This window comes from Rhabdaerophilum sp. (assembly GCF_046092605.1).
Classification (GTDB): domain Bacteria; phylum Pseudomonadota; class Alphaproteobacteria; order Rhizobiales; family Beijerinckiaceae; genus Rhabdaerophilum.
The window spans coordinates 1-20,976 of record NZ_JBJTDY010000017.1; the positions used below are offsets into that span (position 1 = coordinate 1).

The 20,976-nt window shown below is 66.2% G+C and carries 16 protein-coding genes and 1 pseudogene; 11 read left to right on the forward strand and 6 right to left on the reverse strand.

From position 1 onward, the window contains the following. Window positions 1–160 (forward strand): annotated as a pseudogene (locus ACKODO_RS01515) (hypothetical protein); the annotation flags it as partial. Here ACKODO_RS01515 and ACKODO_RS01520 read toward each other — a convergent pair. Next, window positions 151–954, reverse strand: coding sequence for an undecaprenyl-diphosphate phosphatase (locus tag ACKODO_RS01520; protein WP_408981694.1), 804 nt, complete (start codon window positions 952–954; stop codon window positions 151–153). The pseudogene ACKODO_RS01515 and the gene ACKODO_RS01520 overlap by 10 nt on opposite strands. 173 nt (window positions 955–1,127) lie before the next feature. Between ACKODO_RS01520 and ACKODO_RS01525 the strand changes: the two genes are divergently transcribed. Genes ACKODO_RS01525 through ACKODO_RS01535 form a run of 3 tightly spaced genes read left to right on the forward strand, consistent with a single transcriptional unit; the run spans window position 1,128 to window position 3,839 of the window. Beyond that, window positions 1,128–1,820 carry a glutathione S-transferase family protein gene (locus ACKODO_RS01525; RefSeq protein ID WP_408981695.1) on the forward strand — a complete coding sequence of 231 codons (693 nt, stop codon included), beginning with the start codon at window positions 1,128–1,130 and terminating at the stop codon, window positions 1,818–1,820. A gap of 20 nt (window positions 1,821–1,840) precedes the next feature. Then, window positions 1,841–2,977: a tRNA epoxyqueuosine(34) reductase QueG gene (gene queG / locus ACKODO_RS01530; RefSeq protein ID WP_408981696.1), complete on the forward strand. Its 1,137-nt coding sequence runs from the start codon at window positions 1,841–1,843 to the stop codon at window positions 2,975–2,977. Between the two features lie 7 nt (window positions 2,978–2,984). Further along, window positions 2,985–3,839, forward strand: a complete 855-nt coding sequence (locus ACKODO_RS01535; RefSeq protein ID WP_408981697.1) for an SDR family oxidoreductase — start codon at window positions 2,985–2,987, stop codon at window positions 3,837–3,839. Window positions 3,840–3,848: 9 nt separating this feature from the next. Here the strand turns inward: ACKODO_RS01535 and ACKODO_RS01540 are convergent, their stop codons facing one another. The 4 genes from ACKODO_RS01540 to mbfA form a co-directional block, all read right to left on the reverse strand. Then, entirely contained in the window at window positions 3,849–4,811 is a 963-nt protein-coding gene (locus tag ACKODO_RS01540; protein WP_408981698.1) for a GNAT family N-acetyltransferase, read from the reverse strand. Window positions 4,812–4,908: 97 nt separating this feature from the next. Continuing rightward, window positions 4,909–6,717 (reverse strand): ATP-binding protein, encoded by a 1,809-nt coding sequence (locus tag ACKODO_RS01545; RefSeq protein ID WP_408981699.1) that lies wholly within the window; start codon window positions 6,715–6,717, stop codon window positions 4,909–4,911. Window positions 6,718–6,797: 80 nt separating this feature from the next. Then, window positions 6,798–8,327, reverse strand: coding sequence for a YifB family Mg chelatase-like AAA ATPase (locus tag ACKODO_RS01550; RefSeq protein ID WP_408981700.1), 1,530 nt, complete (start codon window positions 8,325–8,327; stop codon window positions 6,798–6,800). Window positions 8,328–8,386: 59 nt separating this feature from the next. After that, the gene (gene mbfA / locus ACKODO_RS01555; RefSeq protein ID WP_408981701.1) at window positions 8,387–9,385 is read right to left on the reverse strand and encodes an iron exporter MbfA; all 999 of its coding nucleotides are present in this window, start codon (window positions 9,383–9,385) and stop codon (window positions 8,387–8,389) included. Between the two features lie 266 nt (window positions 9,386–9,651). On the opposite strand from mbfA, the gene ACKODO_RS01560 reads away from it, so the two are divergent. From ACKODO_RS01560 to ACKODO_RS01580, 5 genes are read left to right on the forward strand one after another with little or no spacing between them, the layout of a single operon-like run. Beyond that, entirely contained in the window at window positions 9,652–10,629 is a 978-nt protein-coding gene (locus tag ACKODO_RS01560; RefSeq protein WP_408981702.1) for an aliphatic sulfonate ABC transporter substrate-binding protein, read from the forward strand. Between the two features lie 18 nt (window positions 10,630–10,647). Continuing rightward, on the forward strand, window positions 10,648–11,481 hold the full coding sequence (locus ACKODO_RS01565) for an ABC transporter permease (RefSeq protein WP_408981703.1): 834 nt from the start codon (window positions 10,648–10,650) through the stop codon (window positions 11,479–11,481). Between the two features lie 14 nt (window positions 11,482–11,495). Then, the gene (locus ACKODO_RS01570; RefSeq protein WP_408981704.1) at window positions 11,496–12,281 is read left to right on the forward strand and encodes an ABC transporter ATP-binding protein; all 786 of its coding nucleotides are present in this window, start codon (window positions 11,496–11,498) and stop codon (window positions 12,279–12,281) included. A gap of 35 nt (window positions 12,282–12,316) precedes the next feature. Continuing rightward, complete coding sequence (locus tag ACKODO_RS01575; protein WP_408981709.1) at window positions 12,317–12,826, forward strand: OsmC family protein; 510 nt, start codon at window positions 12,317–12,319, stop codon at window positions 12,824–12,826. Then, window positions 12,826–13,611 (forward strand): hypothetical protein, encoded by a 786-nt coding sequence (locus ACKODO_RS01580; protein ID WP_408981705.1) that lies wholly within the window; start codon window positions 12,826–12,828, stop codon window positions 13,609–13,611. Before ACKODO_RS01575 ends, ACKODO_RS01580 begins: the two co-directional genes overlap by 1 nt. 3 nt (window positions 13,612–13,614) lie before the next feature. Here ACKODO_RS01580 and mutS read toward each other — a convergent pair whose 3' ends face one another. Then, window positions 13,615–16,326: a DNA mismatch repair protein MutS gene (gene mutS, locus ACKODO_RS01585; RefSeq protein ID WP_408981706.1), complete on the reverse strand. Its 2,712-nt coding sequence runs from the start codon at window positions 16,324–16,326 to the stop codon at window positions 13,615–13,617. Between the two features lie 197 nt (window positions 16,327–16,523). Between mutS and ACKODO_RS01590 the strand changes: the two genes are divergently transcribed. Further along, window positions 16,524–18,809, forward strand: a complete 2,286-nt coding sequence (locus ACKODO_RS01590; protein ID WP_408981707.1) for an NADP-dependent malic enzyme — start codon at window positions 16,524–16,526, stop codon at window positions 18,807–18,809. Next, a partial coding sequence (hrpB, locus tag ACKODO_RS01595) for an ATP-dependent helicase HrpB (protein WP_408981708.1) occupies window positions 18,809–20,976 on the forward strand: 2,168 nt, incomplete at its 3' end. The genes ACKODO_RS01590 and hrpB, both read left to right, overlap by 1 nt.

Below are 20,976 nucleotides of genomic sequence, written 5' to 3' on the forward strand. Positions count from 1 at the left end.
GGAACCCTACCGGATGCATGCGCATCACTGGCTGATCCTGCACGGGCGCTATACCTGCAAGGCGCAGCGCCCGGAATGCTGGCGCTGCCCGCTCACGGATCTCTGCGCCTTCGAGCCGAAATCGGTGCCGCCGAAGGTGAAGCTCAAACCTCAGCCATAGACGAAATACGCCGCGAGGCCGAAGCAGCCCACGACAATGCGCCACCAGGCGAAGGGCGCGAAGCCGTGCCGCGTCACGAAGCCCAGAAGGCTGCGCACCACGACGATCCCTGTGATGAAGGCAACCACGAAGCCGATGCCAATGGCCGTCGCATCCTGGAAGCTCAGGAGCTTATGGTTCTTGTAGAGATCATAGGTGAAGGCCCCGGCCATTGTGGGCATGGCGAGGAAGAAGGAGAATTCGGCCGCAGCGCGCTTCGAGGCGCCGGACAGCATCGCGCCAACAATCGTGGCACCCGAGCGCGAGACGCCGGGAATCATCGCAAGGCACTGGAAGAGCCCGATCTTCAGGCACATCAGGGGCGTGAAGGTCGAGACATCCTCATGCCGCACCGAAAGCCGCATCTCGTCCACCGCCAGCAGAACAAGGCCGCCGGCAATCAGGCTGATGCAGACGACGAAGGGGTTGAAGAGCACATTCTTGATGGTCGAATGCATCTCCACGCCGATCAGCGCCGCAGGAAGAAACGCGATCAGCACGCCCAGAACGAACACCCGCGCCTGATGATCGGTGAACATGCCCTTCGCCAGCCCCCAGAGCCGGCCAGAATAGACCAAGAGGATCGCCAGAATCGCGCCCAGCTGGATCAGCACCTCGAAGCTGTGGCCGGGCGATTCGAAATTCAGATAATGTCCGATCAGGATGAGGTGGCCGGTGGAGGAAACCGGCAGGAACTCCGTGAGCCCCTCGATAAAGCCCAGGAGGGCGGCTTTCAGCGCCAGCGTGACATTCATGTTCGGTAAACCATGCGAAAGGCCGGAGACGCCCGCGATTCGGCCGGGGTTGAGAAGGGACCGCTCCTCCTCTATAGGCACGATCCGGTTCTCGCCATCTTAAGAGCGAAGGGCCGGGCACCTTCATGCCACCCTTCTTCCAATCGACATGCTTTCTCAACCTCCCGGGACCGATGCCCGTTTTCCATCACTTTGCTCTTTGCCCGCATTCGCGCTTCATCCGCCTCGTCATGGGCGAATTATGGATGGAAGCCGAGATGGTGGAGACAAGCCCCTTCTGCCGCACGCGCGATTTCCTGGCCATGAACCCGGCCGGGTTGCTGCCCGTTTTGGTGGAGCATGACGGCCAGGTGGCGGCGGGGCCGGATATTCTCGCCGAATATCTCGACGAGACACGCGGGCTCGTGCTGGGGGATCGCCGCCTGCTGCCGGAAAGCCCCGGTGAGCGGGTGGAGGTGCGGCGGCTGCTGCACTGGTTCAACGTGAAGTTTTTCCATGAGGTCAGCGAATTCGTGCTCACCGAGAAGGCCTATAAACGACTCTTCCCGGAGGCTTTTCCGGGCGATGCGCCGAACACCAACGCCATCCGTGCGGCCTCGGCGAATATCCGCTATCACATGAATTACGTCGCGCATCTCATGGCGCGGCGGAACTGGCTCGCGGGTGATCGGCTGACCTATGCCGATCTCGCCGCGGCCGCGCATTTCTCGGCGGTGGATTATTTCGGGGACGTGCCTTGGGAGACAAGCGAAGCCGCGAAGAGCTGGTACGCCCGCGTGAAATCGCGGCCGGCCTTCCGCGCCCTGCTGGCCGACCGGCTGAAGAACATCCTCCCCGCGCCTCATTACACCGATCTCGATTTCTGAGCCCGACCGAAGCCAGGGACTTGCTGCCAGAGCTCGTGGTGAAGCATGGCTTCTCGACCTTTGGGATCGCGCCCGCCAAGGCTCCACCCGAGCGCGAGGCAAGGCTGCGCCACTGGCTGTCGATCGGCGCCCAGGGCGAGATGGAATGGATGGCGCGCGAACCAGAGAAGCGCGCGAGCCCCGCTGGCCTATGGCCGGAGGCGCAGGGTGTCATCATGCTCGGCCTGAACCACGCGCCGGAATTCGATCCGCTCGCGCTCCTCGAAAACCGCGAGGCCGGGGCGCTTGCGGCCTATGCCGTGCGGCGGGATTATCACGACGTCATCAAGGGGCGCCTGAAAGCCCTCGCGGTCGATTTCGTCGCGAGGACGGGCGCGGCGGTAAAGGTTTTTGTTGATACCGCGCCGGTGCTTGAAAAGCCGCTCGCGGCCGAAGCCGGCCTCGGCTGGCAGGGCAAGCATACGGTGCTGGTGAGCCGCGAATTCGGGAACTGGCTCTTCCTCGGCGCAATCTACACGACGCTGCCGCTGGAGCCGGACCCGCCGGAAAAAGACCATTGCGGCTCCTGCCGGCGCTGCATCGATATCTGCCCGACCGACGCCTTCCCCGCACCCTACCAGGTCGATGCACGGCGATGCATCGCCTATCTCACGATCGAGCACAAGGGAGCGATCGCGCGGGAGTTTCGCGCGAAGATCGGAAATCGCATCTTCGGCTGCGACGATTGCATCGCCGTCTGCCCCTGGAACAAGTTCGCGCAGGGCGCGCGCGATGCGAGGCTCGCGACACGCAAGGATCTCCTGCACAAACCGCTCGTGGAATATGCGATGCTCGATGACGCGGGCTTCCGCGCGCTTTTCGCGGGAACGCCCATCAAGCGGACGGGGCGCGACCGATTCCTGCGCAATGTCCTGATCGGCATCGGCAACAGCGGCAATCCGGCTCTCGCGGCCTCTGCCGAGCCGCATCTCGATGATCCTCATCCGCTGGTGCGCGGAGCGGCGGTGTGGGCGCTGTCGCGCCTGCTTGCGGCTGAAGCCTTTGCGGACCTCGCGCGCCGCCGAGCCCCCGCCGAAACCGACGAGCCAGTGCGCGAGGAATGGGAACTCGCGTTGATGGAATTGCCCCTTGCAGAAACCACATCCGGCACGGCATGAAACCGGCATGAATCTGCTGATCCTGGGTTTGGGCTATTCGGCTCGCGCTTTCGCCCTGGAAGCGCGCGGGCTGTTCCCCTCCATCGTCGTTACCGCGCGTTCGCCAGAGAAGGTCGCGCGATTGCGCGGCGAGGGCTGGAGCGCCCTGCCCTTCGATGGCGAAAGCGCCTCGCCCGAACTGGAAGCAGCAATCTCTGGCGCGAGCCACGTGCTTGTTTCCGCGCCGCCCGGCGAGCGCGGCGATCCCGCGCTGCGCGTTTTGCGCGCTGCGCTCGCGGCCTCGCCCGCGCTGAAGCGCGTCATGTATCTCTCCACCATCGGGGTTTATGGCGACCATGACGGGCAGTGGGTGGATGAGGAAAGCCCGCTCAGGCCCGTATCGCTGCGCGCGCGCCAGCGCCTCGCGGCCGAGGAGGCTTGGCAGGCTTTCGCGCGGCAGAAGGCTTGCGATCTCGGGATTTTCCGCCTCTCCGGCATCTATGGGCCCGGGCGTTCGGCCATCGATAACCTGCGCGCCGGCACAGCGCGTCGCATCATCAAGCCGGGGCAGATGTTCAATCGCATCCATGTCGCGGATATTGCCGGGGCGCTGGTGGCCGCGAGCCACCATGAGGGACCGCTCGGCACCTTCAACCTCACGGATCACGAGCCCGCGCCGCCGCAGGATGTGGTGGAATTCGCCGCATTGCTGCTTGGGCTTCCCGTGCCGCCGGATATCCCGTTCGAGGCGGCTGAACTTTCCGAGATGGGTCGCAGCTTCTATGGCGAGAACAAATGTGTCGCGAATGGGCTGATCCGCTCCACGCTCCGCTACCGCTTCCGCTGCCCCACCTATCGGGAGGGGCTGCGGGCCTGTCTCTGAACGCGGCCTTCAGACCGCGTAGCGGCTCGCATCCACGCCGTAATGCTCAATGTAGCGCGGATCGATATCGGCCACGCGGAGCGTGACGAACACATCCGTCGTGCCGAACTGGTGATCGATCACCGCGCCGTCGCCAAAGGTCGCGCCGAGGCGCAGATAGCCCTTGATGAGCGGCGGCAGCGCCTTCATCGCAGCTTTGATATCCACCGCCTCGCGGGGGCGGCGATCCATCCGCACATGCAGGCCCGGCAGTGCCTTCACACGGGCATTGCGGTTGCCCGCGGCGTGGTGCTCCAGGAAGGCGAGCGCCAGCGAGAGGGCTTCGGGCTCGATGCCCTCGAAGCTCGCGCAGCCGAACATCACATCGATGCGGTGATGCAGGATATAGCGCCAGACACCGTGCCAGAGCAGCTCCACGGTCCGCTTGTCGCGATAGGGCTTGAGCACGCAGGAGCGCCCGAGTTCCAAGAGCCGGAGGCCGCGATTGCCATCGAGAAAGCGCGAGAGATCGTATTCGCCAGCCGTGTAGAAATCGGCGCCGGCCGCCTCGGCCACATCCGATCTCAACAGCCGGTAGGTGCCGATCACCTTGGGTTTCACCTGGCCGAATCGATTGATCTTGCCCTTGCGGTCGACAACCATGATGTGGTCGCAGAGCCGGTCATAGGGGTCGATGTCCCGCCGCGAGAGGAAGCCGCGCGCGTCAGCCCTGGCGCCCATCTCCTCGTAGAACACCTTGAAGCGCAGGCGCTGGCAGCGGCGAATGTCCTTCGTCGTTCGCGCGAGGCGAACTTCCAGATCGCCGATCCGGCCGAGGATATCGGGCATGCCGCCTGTATCGCGCACAATCCGCTCGGTGGGGTTGAGGCGTGTGACCAGTTCGCGGGAAAAGCGGGGGACAGGGGCCAGCGCGCCCCAGCGGCGGTTTGAAGAGGCGGATATGGCGGACGCGCCGGAGCGCGGGCGAAGCATGGCAGGCTCTCCTGCCGGTATGTTTCCGAAGGGAAACCCGGACCGGCTGTCAAAGTAGATGCCCAGTATTCGTGACGAAGTCATGACCGAGGCGCGATCACGCGACGGCGCGGGGTGCCTTCAGCAGGCGATCCAGCGCCAGAAGGAAAGGCTCGCGGTCGAGCGGCTTGGCGAGGAAGGCGTCGAAGCCGGCCGCAAGGCAGGCCTCGCGATCTTCCCGGAAGGCATTGGCCGTGAGTGCGAGCGCCGGCACCGGCTGGCGTTTCAGGCGCTTTTCCACCGCCCGCCACTGCGCAATGGCGGAAAGGCCGTCGAGTTCGGGCATCCGAACGTCGAACAGTACGCAATCGAAAGGTGTCCCGCCGGGCGTGATGCTCGCCTGAAGGAGATCGAGCGCCTCGCGGCCCGTGGAGGCGCGGATCGGCTTTCCGCCAAGCCGCTCCACCAGTCGGCCGGCCAGCAGGGCGTTGATGTCGTTGTCCTCGGCAATCAGCACCCGCCGGCCGAGGAGCGGCTCGGCGAGCAGCGTCTCGCCTTCAGCCATGGTGATCCTGCCAGGCTGGCCGGGTTCCCAATCGGTGAGCTGGGCCAGAAGCGAGCGACGACGCACGGGCTTGACCAGATAGCGATCGAACCCGGCCGCCTGCGGTGCTCCGAAGGCGCGGCGCTCGAAGGGCGACAGAAGCACGAGATTGCGGCGGCATCCGACCGCATTTCCGGCCGAAACCAGCGCGCGCGCATCCTCCGGCCCGAGGGCTGCATCGATCATCATCAGATCCGGCCGGAAGTCGCGGATCGTCCCAAGGGCTTCGGCGGGCGAGGTCGCATGACGCGTTTCCGCCTCGACCTCCGCCAGGGTGCGGGCGATGAAGCGCCCCTCGAAGGCGCCGGGGCTGACGACCAGCACGCGCCGGCCTGCCAGCTCGGGAACCGCCTCGGCGCGCGGCGACGCAGCGGATTGCGGCGTTTCCAGCGGCAGCAGCAGGGTGAAGACGGAGCCTTGTCCCTCGGTGCTTTCCAGAGTGATGTCGCCACCCATCAGCCGCGCGAGGCGACGGGAGATCGCGAGGCCCAGCCCGGTGCCGCCATGGCAGGCGGCGGTTTCACGATCTGCCTGTTCGAACTCGGCGAAAATCGCTTCCTGCCGGCCCTCGGGAATGCCCGGCCCGGTATCGGCGATGCGGATGGCAAGGCCGTGCTCGCCCTGCCGCGCGAGGGTGAGGCCAACCCCGCCGCGTTCGGTGAACTTCACCCCATTGCCTGCGAGGTTGGTGACGATCTGGCGGAGGCGATTGCCATCGGCGCGGATGATCGCCGGAACATCGCTCGCAAGATGCGCCGCGATTTCCAGGCCCTTGCCCTGCGCCCGGGGTGCCAGCAATTCGACGACCCCTTCGAGGAGCGGCCCGATCTCCACCTCCTCCTCGGCGATGGTCAGCTTGCCGGCCTCGATGCGCGAGAAATCGAGAATCTCCTCGATGAGGGTCAGCAGGGCCTCGCCGGAGGTCTTGATGGCGCGCGCGTAATTCGCCTGCTCGGGATCGAGGCGCGTGTCGAGCATCAGGTCGGCCATGCCCAGAACGCCATTGAGCGGCGTGCGGATTTCATGGCTGACCGTGGCAAGAAAGCGCGATTTCGCTTCATTGGCCGCCTCGACCTCGGCCTGTGCACGGCCAATGCGCTCCAGCCGGTCGGCCAGCCTGGCACGCTCCCCTTCCAGGGCCACAAGCTCCGCGCGCTGGCGGCGCTGGTCGGCGATCAGCCACAGGCAGATCGCCAGCGCCACGATCGCAACCGCGCCCAGAATCGAAGCAAAAGCCCAGGCGAGCCCCGCCGAATTCACCGCAAACATGACGCCCACCAGACTGATCTTGTGGCTGTTTTTCTTGTTCTTTGCGACCAGCATGGCGCGCGATGGTGAACAACGCCTTGGGCGGATTCCGGAATCACCGCTTCTGCTTAAGGGAAGCTTCCGTTCACCTTGACCTAAACCGCTTCGAGCGCGCGGGCGCGCATGGCCACGGCTTCCGCGAGATGGCGGCGGGAGACATGCTCTTCGCCATCAAGGTCTGCAAGCGTGCGCCCGACCTTCAGGATGCGATGGAAAGCCCGGGCCGACAATTTCAGCTTCTCCGCCGCCTGCCGCAGAAGCGCAGCACCCTCGGCATCGGGCCGGGCGATCTCTTCGACCAGTGCGGCCGGCGCGGCGGCATTGGTGCGGATATCCGGCGCGCCAAGGGTTTCGAACCGCGATTGCTGGATGGCGCGCGCCCGCGCCACCCGCTTCCCGACATCGGCCGAACGCTCCTTCGGCGGCGGCAAAAGCAGATCGTTGAGATCGACCGCCGAGACCTCGATCAGCAGGTCGAAGCGGTCGATCAGCGGGCCCGAAAGGCGCCCCACATATTGCGCCATGCATTTTTCGTTCGGCGCGCGCTTGCAGGCATAGCCCGCTTCGAGCGCCCGGCCGCAGCGGCACGGGTTCATCGCCGCCACGAGCTGGAACCGCGCGGGATAGGTCGCGCGATGGTTCGCGCGGCTGACGACCACCTCGCCGGTCTCGATGGGCTGGCGCAGGGAATCGAGCGCCTGGGCCGAGAATTCCGGCAATTCATCGAGGAAGAGCACGCCGCGATGCGAGAGGCTGACCTCGCCGGGCTTGGCGTGCAACCCGCCCCCGGTCAGCGCGGCCATGCTCGCGGAATGGTGCGGCGCACGGAAAGGGCGCCGGTCCGTCAGCGCGCCATCCCCCAGAAGCCCGGCAATGGAATGCACCATCGAGACTTCCAGCAATTCGCGCGGCTCAAGCGGCGGCAGGATGGAGGGCAGCCGCGCCGCGAGCATGGACTTGCCCGCGCCGGGCGGCCCGGCCATCAGCAGGTGATGCCCGCCGGCCGCCGCGATTTCCAGCGCGCGCTTGGCGCTTTCCTGCCCCTTGATGTCACCGAGATCGCGCAGCACGCCATCCGCCGTGCGGATGGCCGGCTCCGGCCGGCGCAAGACCTGCGTGCCCTTGAAGTGGTTCGCGAGCTGGATGAGGTTCTGGGGTGCCAGAATATCAATCGCGTCGCCTGCCCAGGCCGCTTCCGCGCCGGAGGCCCTGGGGCAGATGAGCCCGAGCGAACGGCCTTGCGCGGAAATCGCCGCCGGCAGCACGCCCGCGACCGGCGAGAGCGAGCCATCCAGCGCGAGTTCGCCCAGCACGCAATATCCATCGAGCGCATCCGGCGGGATCGCGCCGATCGCGGCCATCACGCCGAGCGCGATGGGGAGATCGTAATGGCTGCCTTCCTTCGGCAGATCTGCTGGCGCCAGATTGACGACGATGCGCTTCGCCGGCAGCGCGAGACCGGAGGCGGTGAGCGCGGCACGCACCCGCTCGCGCGATTCCGCCACCGCCTTGTCCGGCAGGCCGACGAGCACGAAGGCCACCAACCCGCTCGCCACCTGCACCTGAACATCGACCGGTCGCGCCTCGATGCCCTCGAAGGCGACAGTCGCGACGCGTGACACCATGATCCCGACCCCCAAAACCGCCAATACCCTAGCGGCTGGGAACAAAATGGCAACCGGGATCAGGAAGAGCCGATCAGGATGCCGACGGCCAGCACCAGCGCCCCTCCGACAATCACCTGCATGATGGAGCGCATGAACGGCGTCTCCATGTATTTCGTGCGGATCCAAGCAATCGCCACCAGCTCCACCGCCACGATGGCCGCAGCGAGCGAGGTCGCGATCCAGAAGGCGTTCGGGACGGAGTTCGGCACGAGATAAGGCAGTGCATGGCCGAGGCCGCCCACGGTGGTCATCACCCCGCAGGCAATGCCGCGCAGCCAGGGCGAGCCGCGACCGGAAATCTTCCCGTCATCGCTCATCGCTTCCGTGATGCCCATGGAGATGCCCGCGCCGATGGAAGCCGCAAGGCCGACCAGGAAGGTCTCCCAGTTGTTCTTGGTGGCGAAGGCGGCCGCGAAGAGCGGCGCAAGCGTGGAGACCGAACCATCGATCAGCCCCGCGAGTCCCGGCTGCACATAGGTCAGCACGAACTGGCGGTGACTTGCGGCCTTCTCGCCCTCGATCGCATCGGTGGTGATGAGTTCACCCTCAAGCCGCTCGGCCTTCTTCTCGTGGCCGCGCTCGATCTCCGCGAGGTTCAGGAACATCTCGCGCAGGCGCGTGTCGAGCGATTGCGCGGCGGCGCGATCGTAGAAATTCGCAGCCTGGATTTCCATCAGCGCGGCTTCGGCGCGCATCTGCTCGGGTTTCAGGTTCTTGGTCCACCACATCGGGCGGCGGGTGAGGAAGTCGCTCACATCCTCGCGGCGGATGGGCGGAAGGTGCTCGCCGAACCGCTGGCGATAAAGGTCGTAGAGCATCGCGCGATGGCCGCGCTCTTCCTCGGCCATGCCTTCGAAGAGCCGCGCGGAGGCGGGAAACTCTGTCGCGCAGGCCTCGGCGAAGCTCTGGTAGATGCGGCTGTCCTCTTCCTCGTTGGCGATGGCCAGTGCAAGAACCTCGCGCTCCGTGAGTTCGGCGACGCGCTTGCGCGTGGAAAACACCGACAGGAACCCCATCACGATACCTCATTCCATGGACCCGAACACGCGCGCATTCTTTCGAATGATTCTAAACTAGGCAAGCGCGACTTGAGGTGGGAATGCCATTTTGACCCTGAGGGCAAGAATTTTCTGCGGCCCCCGAATGCCTTCGGCAAATGCGCCCCGCACTCCATGGAACAAGAGAAGGACATTCTGCTTGCGGGGTCGTGGCGTTCGGTATATCGAATTGTTCGTCAAACGGAACGTTTCGTTCTTCAACACAGTTTCGCTGGAGCCCGCCAATGACCTTCTCCCTTTCCCGCCGCCAGGCCCTCGGTGTCGTTCTCGGTGGCGCGATAGCGGCCCCTTCCGTGCTGCGTGCGCAGGCCATCAAGGAAATTCGCATCGACTGGGCGACCTATAACCCGCTGAGCCTCATCCTGCGTGACCAGAAGCTGCTCGAAACGGAATTCGAGAAGGAGAAGATCGCAATCCGCTGGGTGCAATCGGCCGGCTCCAACAAGGCGCTGGAATTCCTCAATGCCGGCTCCATCGATTTCGGCTCCACCGCCGGTGCCGCCGCCCTGCTCGGCAGGATCAATGGCAATCCCATCCAGTCCATCTCGGTGTTCTCACGCCCGGAATGGACCGCTCTCGTCACGAAGCCCGGTAAGGGTGTCGAGAAGGTCGCGGATCTCAAGGGCAAGTCGATTGCCGTGACACGCGGCACGGACCCGCATATCTTCCTGATCCGCGCGCTGGCCGAAGCCGGCCTGAAGGAGCGTGACGCCCGCCTCGTGCTGCTGCAGCATGCCGATGGCCGCACGGCGCTCGCCCGCGGCGATGTCGATGCCTGGGCGGGCCTCGACCCGCTGATGGCTGCCGCTGAACTCGAGGATGGCGCGGCCCTGTTCCATCGCAGGCCCGAGCATAACACCTGGGGCATCCTCAATACGCCAACAGCCTTTGCCGAGAAGAACCCCGAAATCGTCAAGCGCGTGATCAATGTCTACGAAACGGCCCGCAAGGCCGCCCTGGCTGACATCAAGCCGGTGCAAGCCGCACTGGTGGCCGCTGCCCGCCTGCCGGAGCCGGTGATCGCCCGGCAGTTGACCCGCACCGATCTTTCGACCAGCGTGATCGGCAAGGTGCAGGCCGAGACCATAACGGCCGCCGGCGTGGCGCTGCAGGAAGCGGGCGTGATCAAGGCGGATGTTGATGTGAAGGGGGTTGTCGCCTCCCTCATCGAGCCCAAATTCACGGCGCATCTCGCGTCCTGATCAGGAGAAACCCATCCCGTGAGCGACACCACGCTTGCGTCTTCGCGCGCTGAAAACGCATCGGTCTCCGCCTGGCGCGTTTTTTCCTGGAAAGGCTGGATCGGGCTGATCCTTCCCGTGCTGCTCGCGGTTCTGCTCGAATGGGGCGTGAGTGTGGGCTGGCTGGAAGGGCGCTTCACGCCGCCACCCTCCAAGATCGCGGCGACGCTGGGCGAACTCATCGCTTCAGGCGAATGGTTCCGCCATGCGCTGGCGACAGGCGGGCGCGTGGCCCTCGGCTTCCTGTTCGGCGCGGGCGCGGGCATCGTGCTTGGCACGCTCTCCGGCGCGGTTCCCGTCATCCGCCGTCTCATCGACCCCACGATCCAGGCCCTGCGCGCGGTGCCCTCCATCGCCTGGGTGCCCTTGTTTATCCTCTGGTTCGGCATTTTCGAGACGTCGAAAATCACCCTGATCGCCGTCGGGGTGTTTTTCCCCGTCTATCTCGGCGTGCTGGGCGCCGTGCTCTCGATCGATCGCAAGGTGATCGAGGTGGGGCGCGTCTTCCGCCTCTCGAAGCTGGAAACCGGGCGCCGCATCCTGCTCCCGGCCACGCTTCCGGCACTCGTGACCTCGCTGCGCGCGGGGCTGGGACTGGGCTGGATGTTCGTGGTCGCGGCCGAGATCATGGGGGCCAGCGAGGGACTTGGCTTCCTGCTGGTCGATGGCCAGCAGGTGGGGCGCTCCGATCTCATCGTTTCGGCGATCCTCTCCTTCGCCTTTCTCGGCTTCCTCACGGATGCGCTGCTCGCCGCCGCCACGCGCCCCTTCCTGCGCTGGCGCGACGACCTCTCGACCACCGAGAAGAACTGAAGGGAGAAGGGCTGATGCTGAAACTGGATTCCGTGTCGCGCACCTTCCCCGGCGGTCAGGAAGCCTTGCGCAACATCGCGCTCGACATCGCGCAGGGCGAGATCGTGGCGATGGTCGGCGGCTCGGGCTGCGGGAAGACCACGCTTCTCCGCCTCATCGCCGGGCTCGATGCGCCGTCAACCGGCCGAATCGAACTCGACGGCCTGGACCTGCATGAGCCTTCCGCCGATGTCGGCATCATCTTCCAGGAGCCGCGCCTGCTGCCCTGGCTCGGCGTGGCGGACAACATCGCCTTCGGCATCGCGCATCTGCCCAGGGCGGAACGCGAGGCGCGCGTGAGCCGCGCGCTGCTGCGCATCGGTCTCGCCGGCTACGAGACACGCTGGCCGCGCGAACTTTCGGGCGGGCAGGCCCAGCGCGTGGCGATTGCCCGCGCGCTGGTGACACAGCCCAAGGTGCTGCTGCTCGACGAACCCTTCTCCGCGCTCGACGCCTTCACGCGCGCTTCCCTGCATGAGCATCTGCTCGCCTTGTGGGAAACCGACCGCGTGAGCCTGCTGATCGTCACGCATGATGTGGATGAGGCCGTAACGCTCGCCGATCGCATCGTGGTGATGCAGCCGAAGCCGGGGCGGATCTTCACCGAAATCGGGGTCGATCTCCCCCGCCCGCGCGACCGGCGCTCGGATGAATTCCATGCCTTGAGCCGCCGCGTGCTCGATGCGCTTGACGGATCGCTCACGGAAGGCCAATCCAGCCCCGCGCCCGGCAAGAACGAAACCGCCGCCTTCTGGTGGTAAGCCGGCCGACGAGGTGGATGATGTCCGAGACCGTGATCGACGCCGAAGCCCTCCGTGCGCTTCAGGCGCCGCTGAAGGCGAAATATCGCGAGGATCAGAGCGCGGCCATCATCACCCTTCGCGCCAGTGGCGAGATCGACGAGGCGAAAATCGCCTGCAAGCTCGAAACGGGTCGCGCCATCGCGGAAGCGGGCCTTCACCCTCTCACGGGCGGCTCGGGCGCGGAACTCTGCTCCGGCGACATGCTGCTCGAGGCGCTCGTCGCCTGCGCGGGCGTGACGCTGAAGGCCGTCTCGACCGCGCTCAACATTCCGCTGCGCGCCGGCCACGTGATGGCCGAGGGCGATCTCGATTTCCGCGGCACACTCGGCGTCGACAAGGAAGCCCCGGTAGGGTTCAAGGCGATCCGCCTGATCTTCAAGCTCGACACCGAAGCGAGCGAGGAGCAGATCGCGCAACTCATCAAGCTGACGGAACGCTATTGCGTGGTGTTCCAGACGCTGCGCAACCCCGCCGCCTCCAGTGTGCAGGTCGAGCGCGTCTGATGCTCGCGGAAGCCACGCTTCTGCTTCTTGCAAAAATGGGGGTCGCCGCGACGATTGTGGTGGCGGTTTCGATCATCGCTGAAAAATCCAAGCCGTTTATCGCGGCCATGGTGGCGACCCTGCCGGTGGCTGCGGGTCCGGCGCTGGTCTTTCTTGCGCTGGGGCATGATGACGCCTTCATGGCTTCCGCGTTGGTGGGAAGCCTCATCACCAACATGGCGCTGGCCTTCTACATCTCGGCCTATGGCTCGCTGGCGCAGCGTTTTTCCACGCTGCCCGCCCTTGGCGGAGCCTTCCTGCTCTGGCTCGCGCTGGGCCTTGCCCTGAAGCAGCTGCCATGGAACATGTCTCTCGCATTGCTTGCCAATCTGGGGGTCTATCTCGCCTTCATCCCGCTCACGCGGCATTTTCTTGCGGCGCGGGCGGGTGCCCTGCCGCCCCGGCCTTGGTTCGCGCTGCCAGTGCGCGCACTCGGCGCTTCCGCGTTGGTCGCGGCGATCACGCTGCTGAGCGATCGCATTGGCCCCTATGGCTCCGGCTGGCTCGCGGTTTTCCCGGTGGTGCTCTCGAGCCTCATCGTCATCCTGCAGCCGCGCATCGGCGGACCTGCGACTGCCGCGATGATCGTGAGCGGCCTGCCCGGCATGATCGGCTTCGCGATCGCGCTTGCGGCCGCCTCGATCCTTTCCGAGCCCGTCGGGCGCTACGCGGCGCTGGCGGTCGGGCTTGTTATCACGCTCATCTGGAATGGCGCATTGGTGCTGATGCGCGGCCGGCAGGCCTGAGTCTCATTTCCCGCTGAGCATCGCCTTCAGCCGATAGAGCGCCTCTTGCGCCTCGCGCGGGCTCATCTCGTCAGGATCGAGCAAGCGCAAGGCCTCATGCACGGGATCAGCGCCAGCCTGAAACGGCGGCGGGGCGCTTTCCGCCACACGGAAGAGCGGCAGATCATCCGGGCTGGCAAGGCGGGGATGCGCGCGATCCGCCTTCTCGAGTTCCGCAAGGATGGAGCCGGCGCGCGCCACGACAGAGGTCGGAAGACCCGCGAGTTTCGCAACCTGGATGCCGTAGGAACGATCCGCCGCACCGGGAATCACCTCGTGCAGGAAGATGACATCGCCCTTGAAGGTCGTGACTTTCATCGTCACCGGGGCGAGGCGCGGAAGGCGGCTCCCGAGCGCGGTGAGTTCATGGAAATGCGTGGCAAAAAGCGCGCGACAGCGATTCTGTTCGTGCAGGTGCTCGATGGCCGCCCAGGCGATGGAAAGACCATCATAGGTGGCGGTGCCGCGCCCGATCTCATCGAGGATCACCAGCGCGCGCGGGCCGGACTGGTTGAGGATCGCCGCCGTTTCGACCATCTCGACCATGAAGGTCGAGCGGCCACGCGCAAGGTCATCGGCTGCGCCGACGCGGGAGAAAAGCCGGTCCACGAGGCCAATGCGGGCGCTTTGCGCCGGCACGAAGCTTCCCATCTGCGCGAGGATCGCGATCAGCGCGTTCTGGCGCAGATAGGTCGATTTGCCGGCCATGTTCGCGCCGGTGACAAGCAGGATGCGCCCGCCCTTCTCGCTGCCTGAGAGATCGCAAGGGTTCGCGATGAAGCTCTCGCCCGCCTTTCGCAAGGCCGCCTCGACAACCGGATGGCGTCCGCCCGCGATCTCGAAATCGAGCCCCTCTGTGATGAGGGGACGCGTGTAATTCTCGCGATCCGCCAGTTCCGCGAGGCTTGCGAGGCAATCCAGTTGCGCAAGCGCTTCCGCCACGCGGCGCAAGGGTTTCTCCTCGGCCAGAAGGGCTGCGGCGAAAGCCTCGAAATGGCGCAATTCGCATTTCAGAGCCCGATCCGAGGCTTCGAGGATTTTCCGCTCCAGCCCGCCGAGTTCCGTGGTGGTGAAGCGCATCGCGCCGGCCATGGTCTGGCGGTGCACGAACTGGCCCTGATGCGGTGGCTGGAGCAGTCTTTCGCCCACCGCCTGTGGCACTTCGATGAAATAGCCAAGCTGGTTGTTGTGCTTGATGCGGAGCGTGCGGGCATCAATTTCTTCGCGGTAGCGCGTCTCCAGCCCGGCAATCACGCCACGGCTGTCGATTTTCAGCGCGAGGCATTCATCGAGTTCGGGGTCAAAGCCGGGGCGAATGAAGCCGCCATCGCGCCGCACGAGCGGCAAATCCTCCGCCAGGCCGGCCATCACGCGACGACCGAGCGCGCCGGGTGCCCGCGCGAGCGCTTCGCGCGCATCGGCGATGAGCGCCGGCACCTCGGCGGGAAGCGCGCTCGCCAGTTCCTCCGCCGCGAGAATGGCGCGGGCGATGGCCTGGAGGTCACGCGGGCCGGCGCGATCGAGCGCTAGGCGCGTCAGCGAACGGAGGAGGTCCGGCGCCTCGCCAAGCGAAGCCCGCAAGGCGCGTCGCCGATCGGAATTTTCGATCAGGAAACCGATGGCTTCCTGCCGCGCTTCGATCACCGCGAGAGAGAGGCCCGGCGCCTCGAGCCATTGCGCGAGGAGCCGCCCGCCAGCCGCCGTCACCGTCCGGTCGATGGTCGCAAGCAGGCTGCCCGCGCGCTCTCCGGCGAGGGTGCGGGTGAGTTCAAGGTTCAGCCGCGTGGCGGCATCAATCGCCATGGTCTCGGCGGAGGCGCGCCGGCGCGGGGCCATCAGCGGCGCGCGCTGGCCAAGCTGCGTCCGGTCCAGATAGGCGATCAGCGCCCCGAGCGCCGCAACTTCCGGCCGGGAGAAGCCGCCGAAGGCATCGAGCGTGGCCACACCGAAGTAATCGAGCAATCGCCGCTCGGCCGAAGCCGGGTCGAACCCGTCGCGCGCCTGCCGGGTGATGGCGAAACCGGGATTATGCCAGAGAATACTGAGGTTCTTCTCTTCCAGCAGCGCATCGGGCACGAGCATCTCGCGCGGGTCGAGCCGGGCAATTTCGCCGGCAAGATCGGCTTCACCCACGCGACCCGCCACGATTTCGCCGGTGGAGAGATCAACCGCGGCCAGCGCGTAATCCCATTGCTCGTCCCCAGCTTTCTGGCGGGCGATGGCGGTGAGCAGGCTCGCGCGGCGCGCATCGAGCAGGCCATCCTCGGTGATGGTGCCGGGCGTGACGATGCGCACGACATCGCGCCGAACCACGGCCTTGGAGCCACGCTTCCTCGCTTCCGCCGGGTCTTCCAGCTGCTCGCAGATCGCCACGCGATGGCCCGCGGCGATGAGGCGGTGGAGATATTCATCGGACCGCGTGACGGGCACGCCGCACATCGGGATATCCTCGCCGGCATGCTTGCCGCGCTTCGTGAGCACGATCCCGAGCGTGCGCGATGCGATTTCCGCATCGCGGAAGAACAGCTCGTAGAAATCCCCCATGCGGTAGAAGAGCAGGCAATCCGGGTTCGCGGACTTGATCTCGATATATTGCGCCATGGAGGGCGTTGCGTTCGGGTCGCGCGGCGGTGCCTCGTAGGGCTCCTGCGGAGGATCGAAAGCGGGGTCACGCATCGCAAACGGGCTCCTGGGAAAGGCGGCCTGATACTTTGGCCTAGCATGTCTGGGGAAATCCACGAAAGTCCGATGCGAATGTTCGATTGCCCTTGGCTTGAGCCTTGGGGATAACCTTCGTAAGGGTGGAGGCTCGGCAGCATGCCGGCCGGCTGCGCGGGACAGCCGGGCCCGAAAGACAAGAGAGAAAAGACACGATGCCTGGCGAATTCGACAAGCGCCCCCACACACGCCCCACCTTCACCGACCAGGAAGCGCTCGATTTTCACTCGCGCGGCAAGCCGGGGAAGCTTGAAGTCGTTCCAACCAAGCCGATGGCGACGCAGCGCGATCTGTCGCTTGCCTATTCGCCCGGCGTCGCGGTGCCTGTGAAGGCCATCGCCGCCGACCCCGCCACGGCCTATGATTACACGGCGCGCGGGAACATGGTCGCGGTCATCTCGAACGGCACGGCTATCCTCGGCCTCGGCAATCTCGGCGCGCTCGCTTCCAAGCCGGTGATGGAAGGCAAGAGCGTGCTCTTCAAGCGCTTTGCCGACATCGATTCGATCGATCTCGAGGTCGATACCGAGGATGCCGACGCCTTCATCAACGCCGTGCGTTATCTCGGCCCTTCCTTCGGCGGCATCAATCTCGAGGATATCAAGGCGCCGGAATGCTTCATCATCGAGCAGCGCCTCAAGGAATTGATGGATATCCCCGTCTTCCATGACGACCAGCATGGCACGGCGATCATCGCGGCGGCGGGCCTGCTGAACGCGCTGGAAATCACGGGCCGCGACATCCATTCGACGCGTCTTGTGGTCAACGGCGCAGGCGCGGCGGGCATTGCCTGCGTCGAACTTCTTAAGGCCATGGGCTTCAAGCCCGAGAACGTGATGCTCTGCGACACGAAGGGCGTGATCTACCAGGGCCGCACCGAGGGCATGAACCAGTGGAAGAGCGCCCATGCCGTGCCCACCACGTCGCGCAGCCTTGCCGATGCGATGAAGGGCGCCGATGCCTTCTTCGGCCTTTCGCAGAAAGGAGCGCTCACGAATGAGATGGTGGCCTCCATGGCGGATAACCCCATCATCTTCGCCATGGCGAATCCCGACCCGGAAATCCTGCCGGAAGAAGTGGCCGCCATCCGCAACGATGCGATCATGGCCACGGGCCGTTCGGATTATCCGAACCAGGTCAACAACGTGCTGGGCTTCCCCTATCTCTTCCGTGGCGCGCTCGATGTGCAGGCGAGCGCCATCAACATGGAAATGAAGATCGCCGCCGCCGAGGCGCTTGCGCAACTCGCGCGGGAGGATGTGCCGGATGAGGTGGCCGCCGCCTATGCCGGCTCCCGCCCCCGCTTCGGGCGCGATTACATCATCCCCGTGCCGTTCGATCCGCGCCTCATGGCGCGCATCTCGAGCGCGGTGGCCGTCGCGGCCATGGAAACCGGTGTCGCCCGCAAGCCGCTGAAGAGCCGGCAGGATTACGAGCGTGCGCTCTCCGCCCGCCGCGATCCGGTCGCCGGCGTCCTCGCGCGTGTCTTCGAGCAGGTGCGTCGCCGCCCGAAGCGCGTCGTGTTCGCGGAAGGCGAGGAGGAGGCGGTGATGCGCGCCGCCGTGAGCTTCGTGACGCAGGATCTCGGCACGGCCATCCTCGTGGGGCGCGAGGATCGCATCCAGCAGACGGCTGCGCAGAATGGCATCGACCTGAAAGGCGGAATCGAGATCATCAATGCGCGGATTTCCACTCGCAACGCGGCCTATACGCAGTTTCTCTATGAAAAACTGCAGCGCAACGGCTATCTGCAGCGCGATTGCCAGCGCCTGATCAACAATGACCGCAACACCTTCGCGGCCTCCATGGTGACTCTGGGCGATGCCGATGCGATGGTGACGGGCGTGACGCGCAACTACTCCGCCGCGCTTTCGGAAATCCGCCGCGTCATTGCCGACAAGCCCGGCCATCGCGCCATTGGCGTGAGCCTGGTGCTCGCGCGCGGGCGCACCGTGATGGTCGCGGATACGGCGATCCACGAAATGCCCACGGCCGAGGAACTCGCGGATATCGCGGTGGAAGCCGCCGGTGCCGCCCGCCGGCTCGGCTACACCCCGCGCGTGGCCCTTCTCGCCTTCTCGACCTTCGGCAATCCGGAATCCGAGCGCTCCGAGCGTGTGCGCGAGGCGGTGGAGATCCTCGATCGCCGCCGCGTCGATTTCGAATATGACGGCGAGATGGGGGCTGACGTGGCCTTGAACCCGGAAATCATGGCGGCCTATCCGTTCTGCCGGCTCTCCGGGCCGGCGAATGTGCTCGTCATGCCGGCCTTCCACTCGGCGGCCATCGCCACGAAGATGCTGCAGGAACTCGGCGGCTCCACCGTCATCGGTCCGCTCATCATCGGGCTGGACCGAGCGGTGCAGATCGCGCCGATCAATGTGCGCGACAGCGACCTCGTGAACATGGCGACGCTCGCGGCCTTCGGCATCGGCGGCTGATGCGCCCGCGCTTCGAGGCGCTGCCCATCGAGGAGGCGCTGCCGGGCCTGCGGCAGGCGCTCTCTGCGGGAAATCGCGCGCTGCTCGTCGCTCCGCCAGGAGCAGGCAAGACGACGCGCGTGCCGCTCGACCTGCTGGACGCCCCCTGGCGCGGGGATGGCACGATCCTCGTGCTTGAACCGCGCCGCATCGCCGCTCGCGGCGCGGCCAGCCGCATGGCAAGCCTGCTCGGCGAAGCTTTGGGCGAAACCGTGGGCCTGCGCACCCGTTTCGAAAGCAGAACAAGCGCGAGAACCCGCATTCTCGTGGTCACCGAGGGTGTTTTTGCCCGCATGGCGGTGGATGACCCGGGCTTGCCCGGCCTCGCCGCCGTGCTCTTCGATGAATTCCACGAGCGCTCGCTCGATGCCGATTTCGGCCTCGCTCTGGCTCTGGAATCGCAAGGCGCGCTGCGGCCCGATCTCCGGCTCCTCGTGATGTCCGCGACACTGGACGACCAGCGCCTCTCGACCCTGCTGGGCGATGCGCCGGTCATCCGCTCCGAGGGTCGTACATTCCCCATCGAGACGCGCTACACGGGACGGGACGGAACGAAGCGCATCGAGGAGCAGGTGGCAGGCGCGATTCTGGCGGCCTTGCGCGGCGAGCGCGGCTCCATCCTCGCCTTCCTGCCGGGCCAAGGCGAGATCGAGCACGTCGCGCGCCTGCTGGAAGAGGCGAAACTCCCGGCGGATGCCGATCTCTGCCCGCTTTACGGCGCGCTGGATTTCGCCAAGCAGGATGCCGCGATCCGCCCCGCGCCGGCCGGGCGGCGGAAGATCGTGCTGGCGACGAGCCTCGCCGAGACCTCCCTCACCATCGAAGGCGTGCGGATCGTGATCGATTCCGGCCTTGCCCGCGTGCCGCGCCATGAGCCGGATCTCGGCCTCTCGCGGCTTGAAACGGTGCGTGTCTCGCGCGCCTCGGCGGATCAGCGGCGTGGTCGGGCGGGTCGCACGGAGCCCGGCATCGCCATCCGCCTTTGGGATGAGGCGCAGGATCAGGGCCTGCTGCCTTTCAACCGGCCGGAAATCCTCGAAGCCGATCTCTCGCGCTTCCGGCTCGATTGCGCGGGCGCGGGCATCACCGATCCCCTAAGCCTCGCGCTGCTCGATCCGCCGCCGAAAACGGCGTTGCGCGAGGCGACGAAGCTTCTCACGGAACTCGGCGCTTTGGATGAAGCCGGCCGCCTCACGGCGCGCGGGCGGCACTTGCGCGAATTGCCGCTGGAGCCAAGGCTTGCCGCCCTGGTGCTCGAAAGCGCTCGGCGCGGGCAGGCGGAGGATGGCGCGCTCCTTGCCGTGCTCATTTCCGAACGCGGCCTTGGCGGCAATGTCAGCGATGCCGCCAGCCGGCTCGAACGCTTCCGCTCCGAACGCAGCCCCAAGGCGCAGGCCGCGCGCAGCCTGGCGCTCCGCTGGGCCGAGCGGGCCAGAAAACTGGAACCCGCGCGCGGATCAGAGGCCGTGCTTTCCGCCGGCGCGCTGCTGGCGCTCGCCTTCCCCGATCGCGTAGGCAAGGTGCGCGGCAATGGCGCGGTCTCGCTTTCCAATGGCCGGCAGGCGCAGCTCGACGCCACGGATCCGCTGGCGAAGGCGGGCTATCTCGTCGCCGCCGATCTCACCGGCACGGCAGCGCGGGCGCGAATCACGCTCGGGGCGGAGCTGACGCGCGCCGAGATCGATGCCGTGCTCGGTCATCTCATCCAGACGCAGGATGTCACGCGCTTCGAACCGGGCGCGGGCGCCTTGCGCCGGCGACGAGAAACACGGCTCGATGCCCTGTTGCTCGACTCCGCGACGCTTTCCGTGGAGGCGACGCCAGAGAATGCGGGCGTGCTCGCCGAAGCCGCGGCCCGCGCGGGTATCGATCGCCTCGGCTGGAGCAGGACGCAGAACCAGTTGCGTGCCCGCGTAAGCTTCCTGCGGCAGGCGGGGCAGACGGATTGGCCGGATCTCTCGGATGCGGCCCTGGCCGAAACCGCCGCCGAATGGCTCGCTCCCTTCCTTCTCGGCAAGACGACACTCAACCAGATCGATGCCGAGACACTCGGCGCGCCGCTCGATACGCTGATCCCATGGTCGGCGCGCCAGCGGCTGGAAGCCGAAGCGCCGACGCATTTCACCGC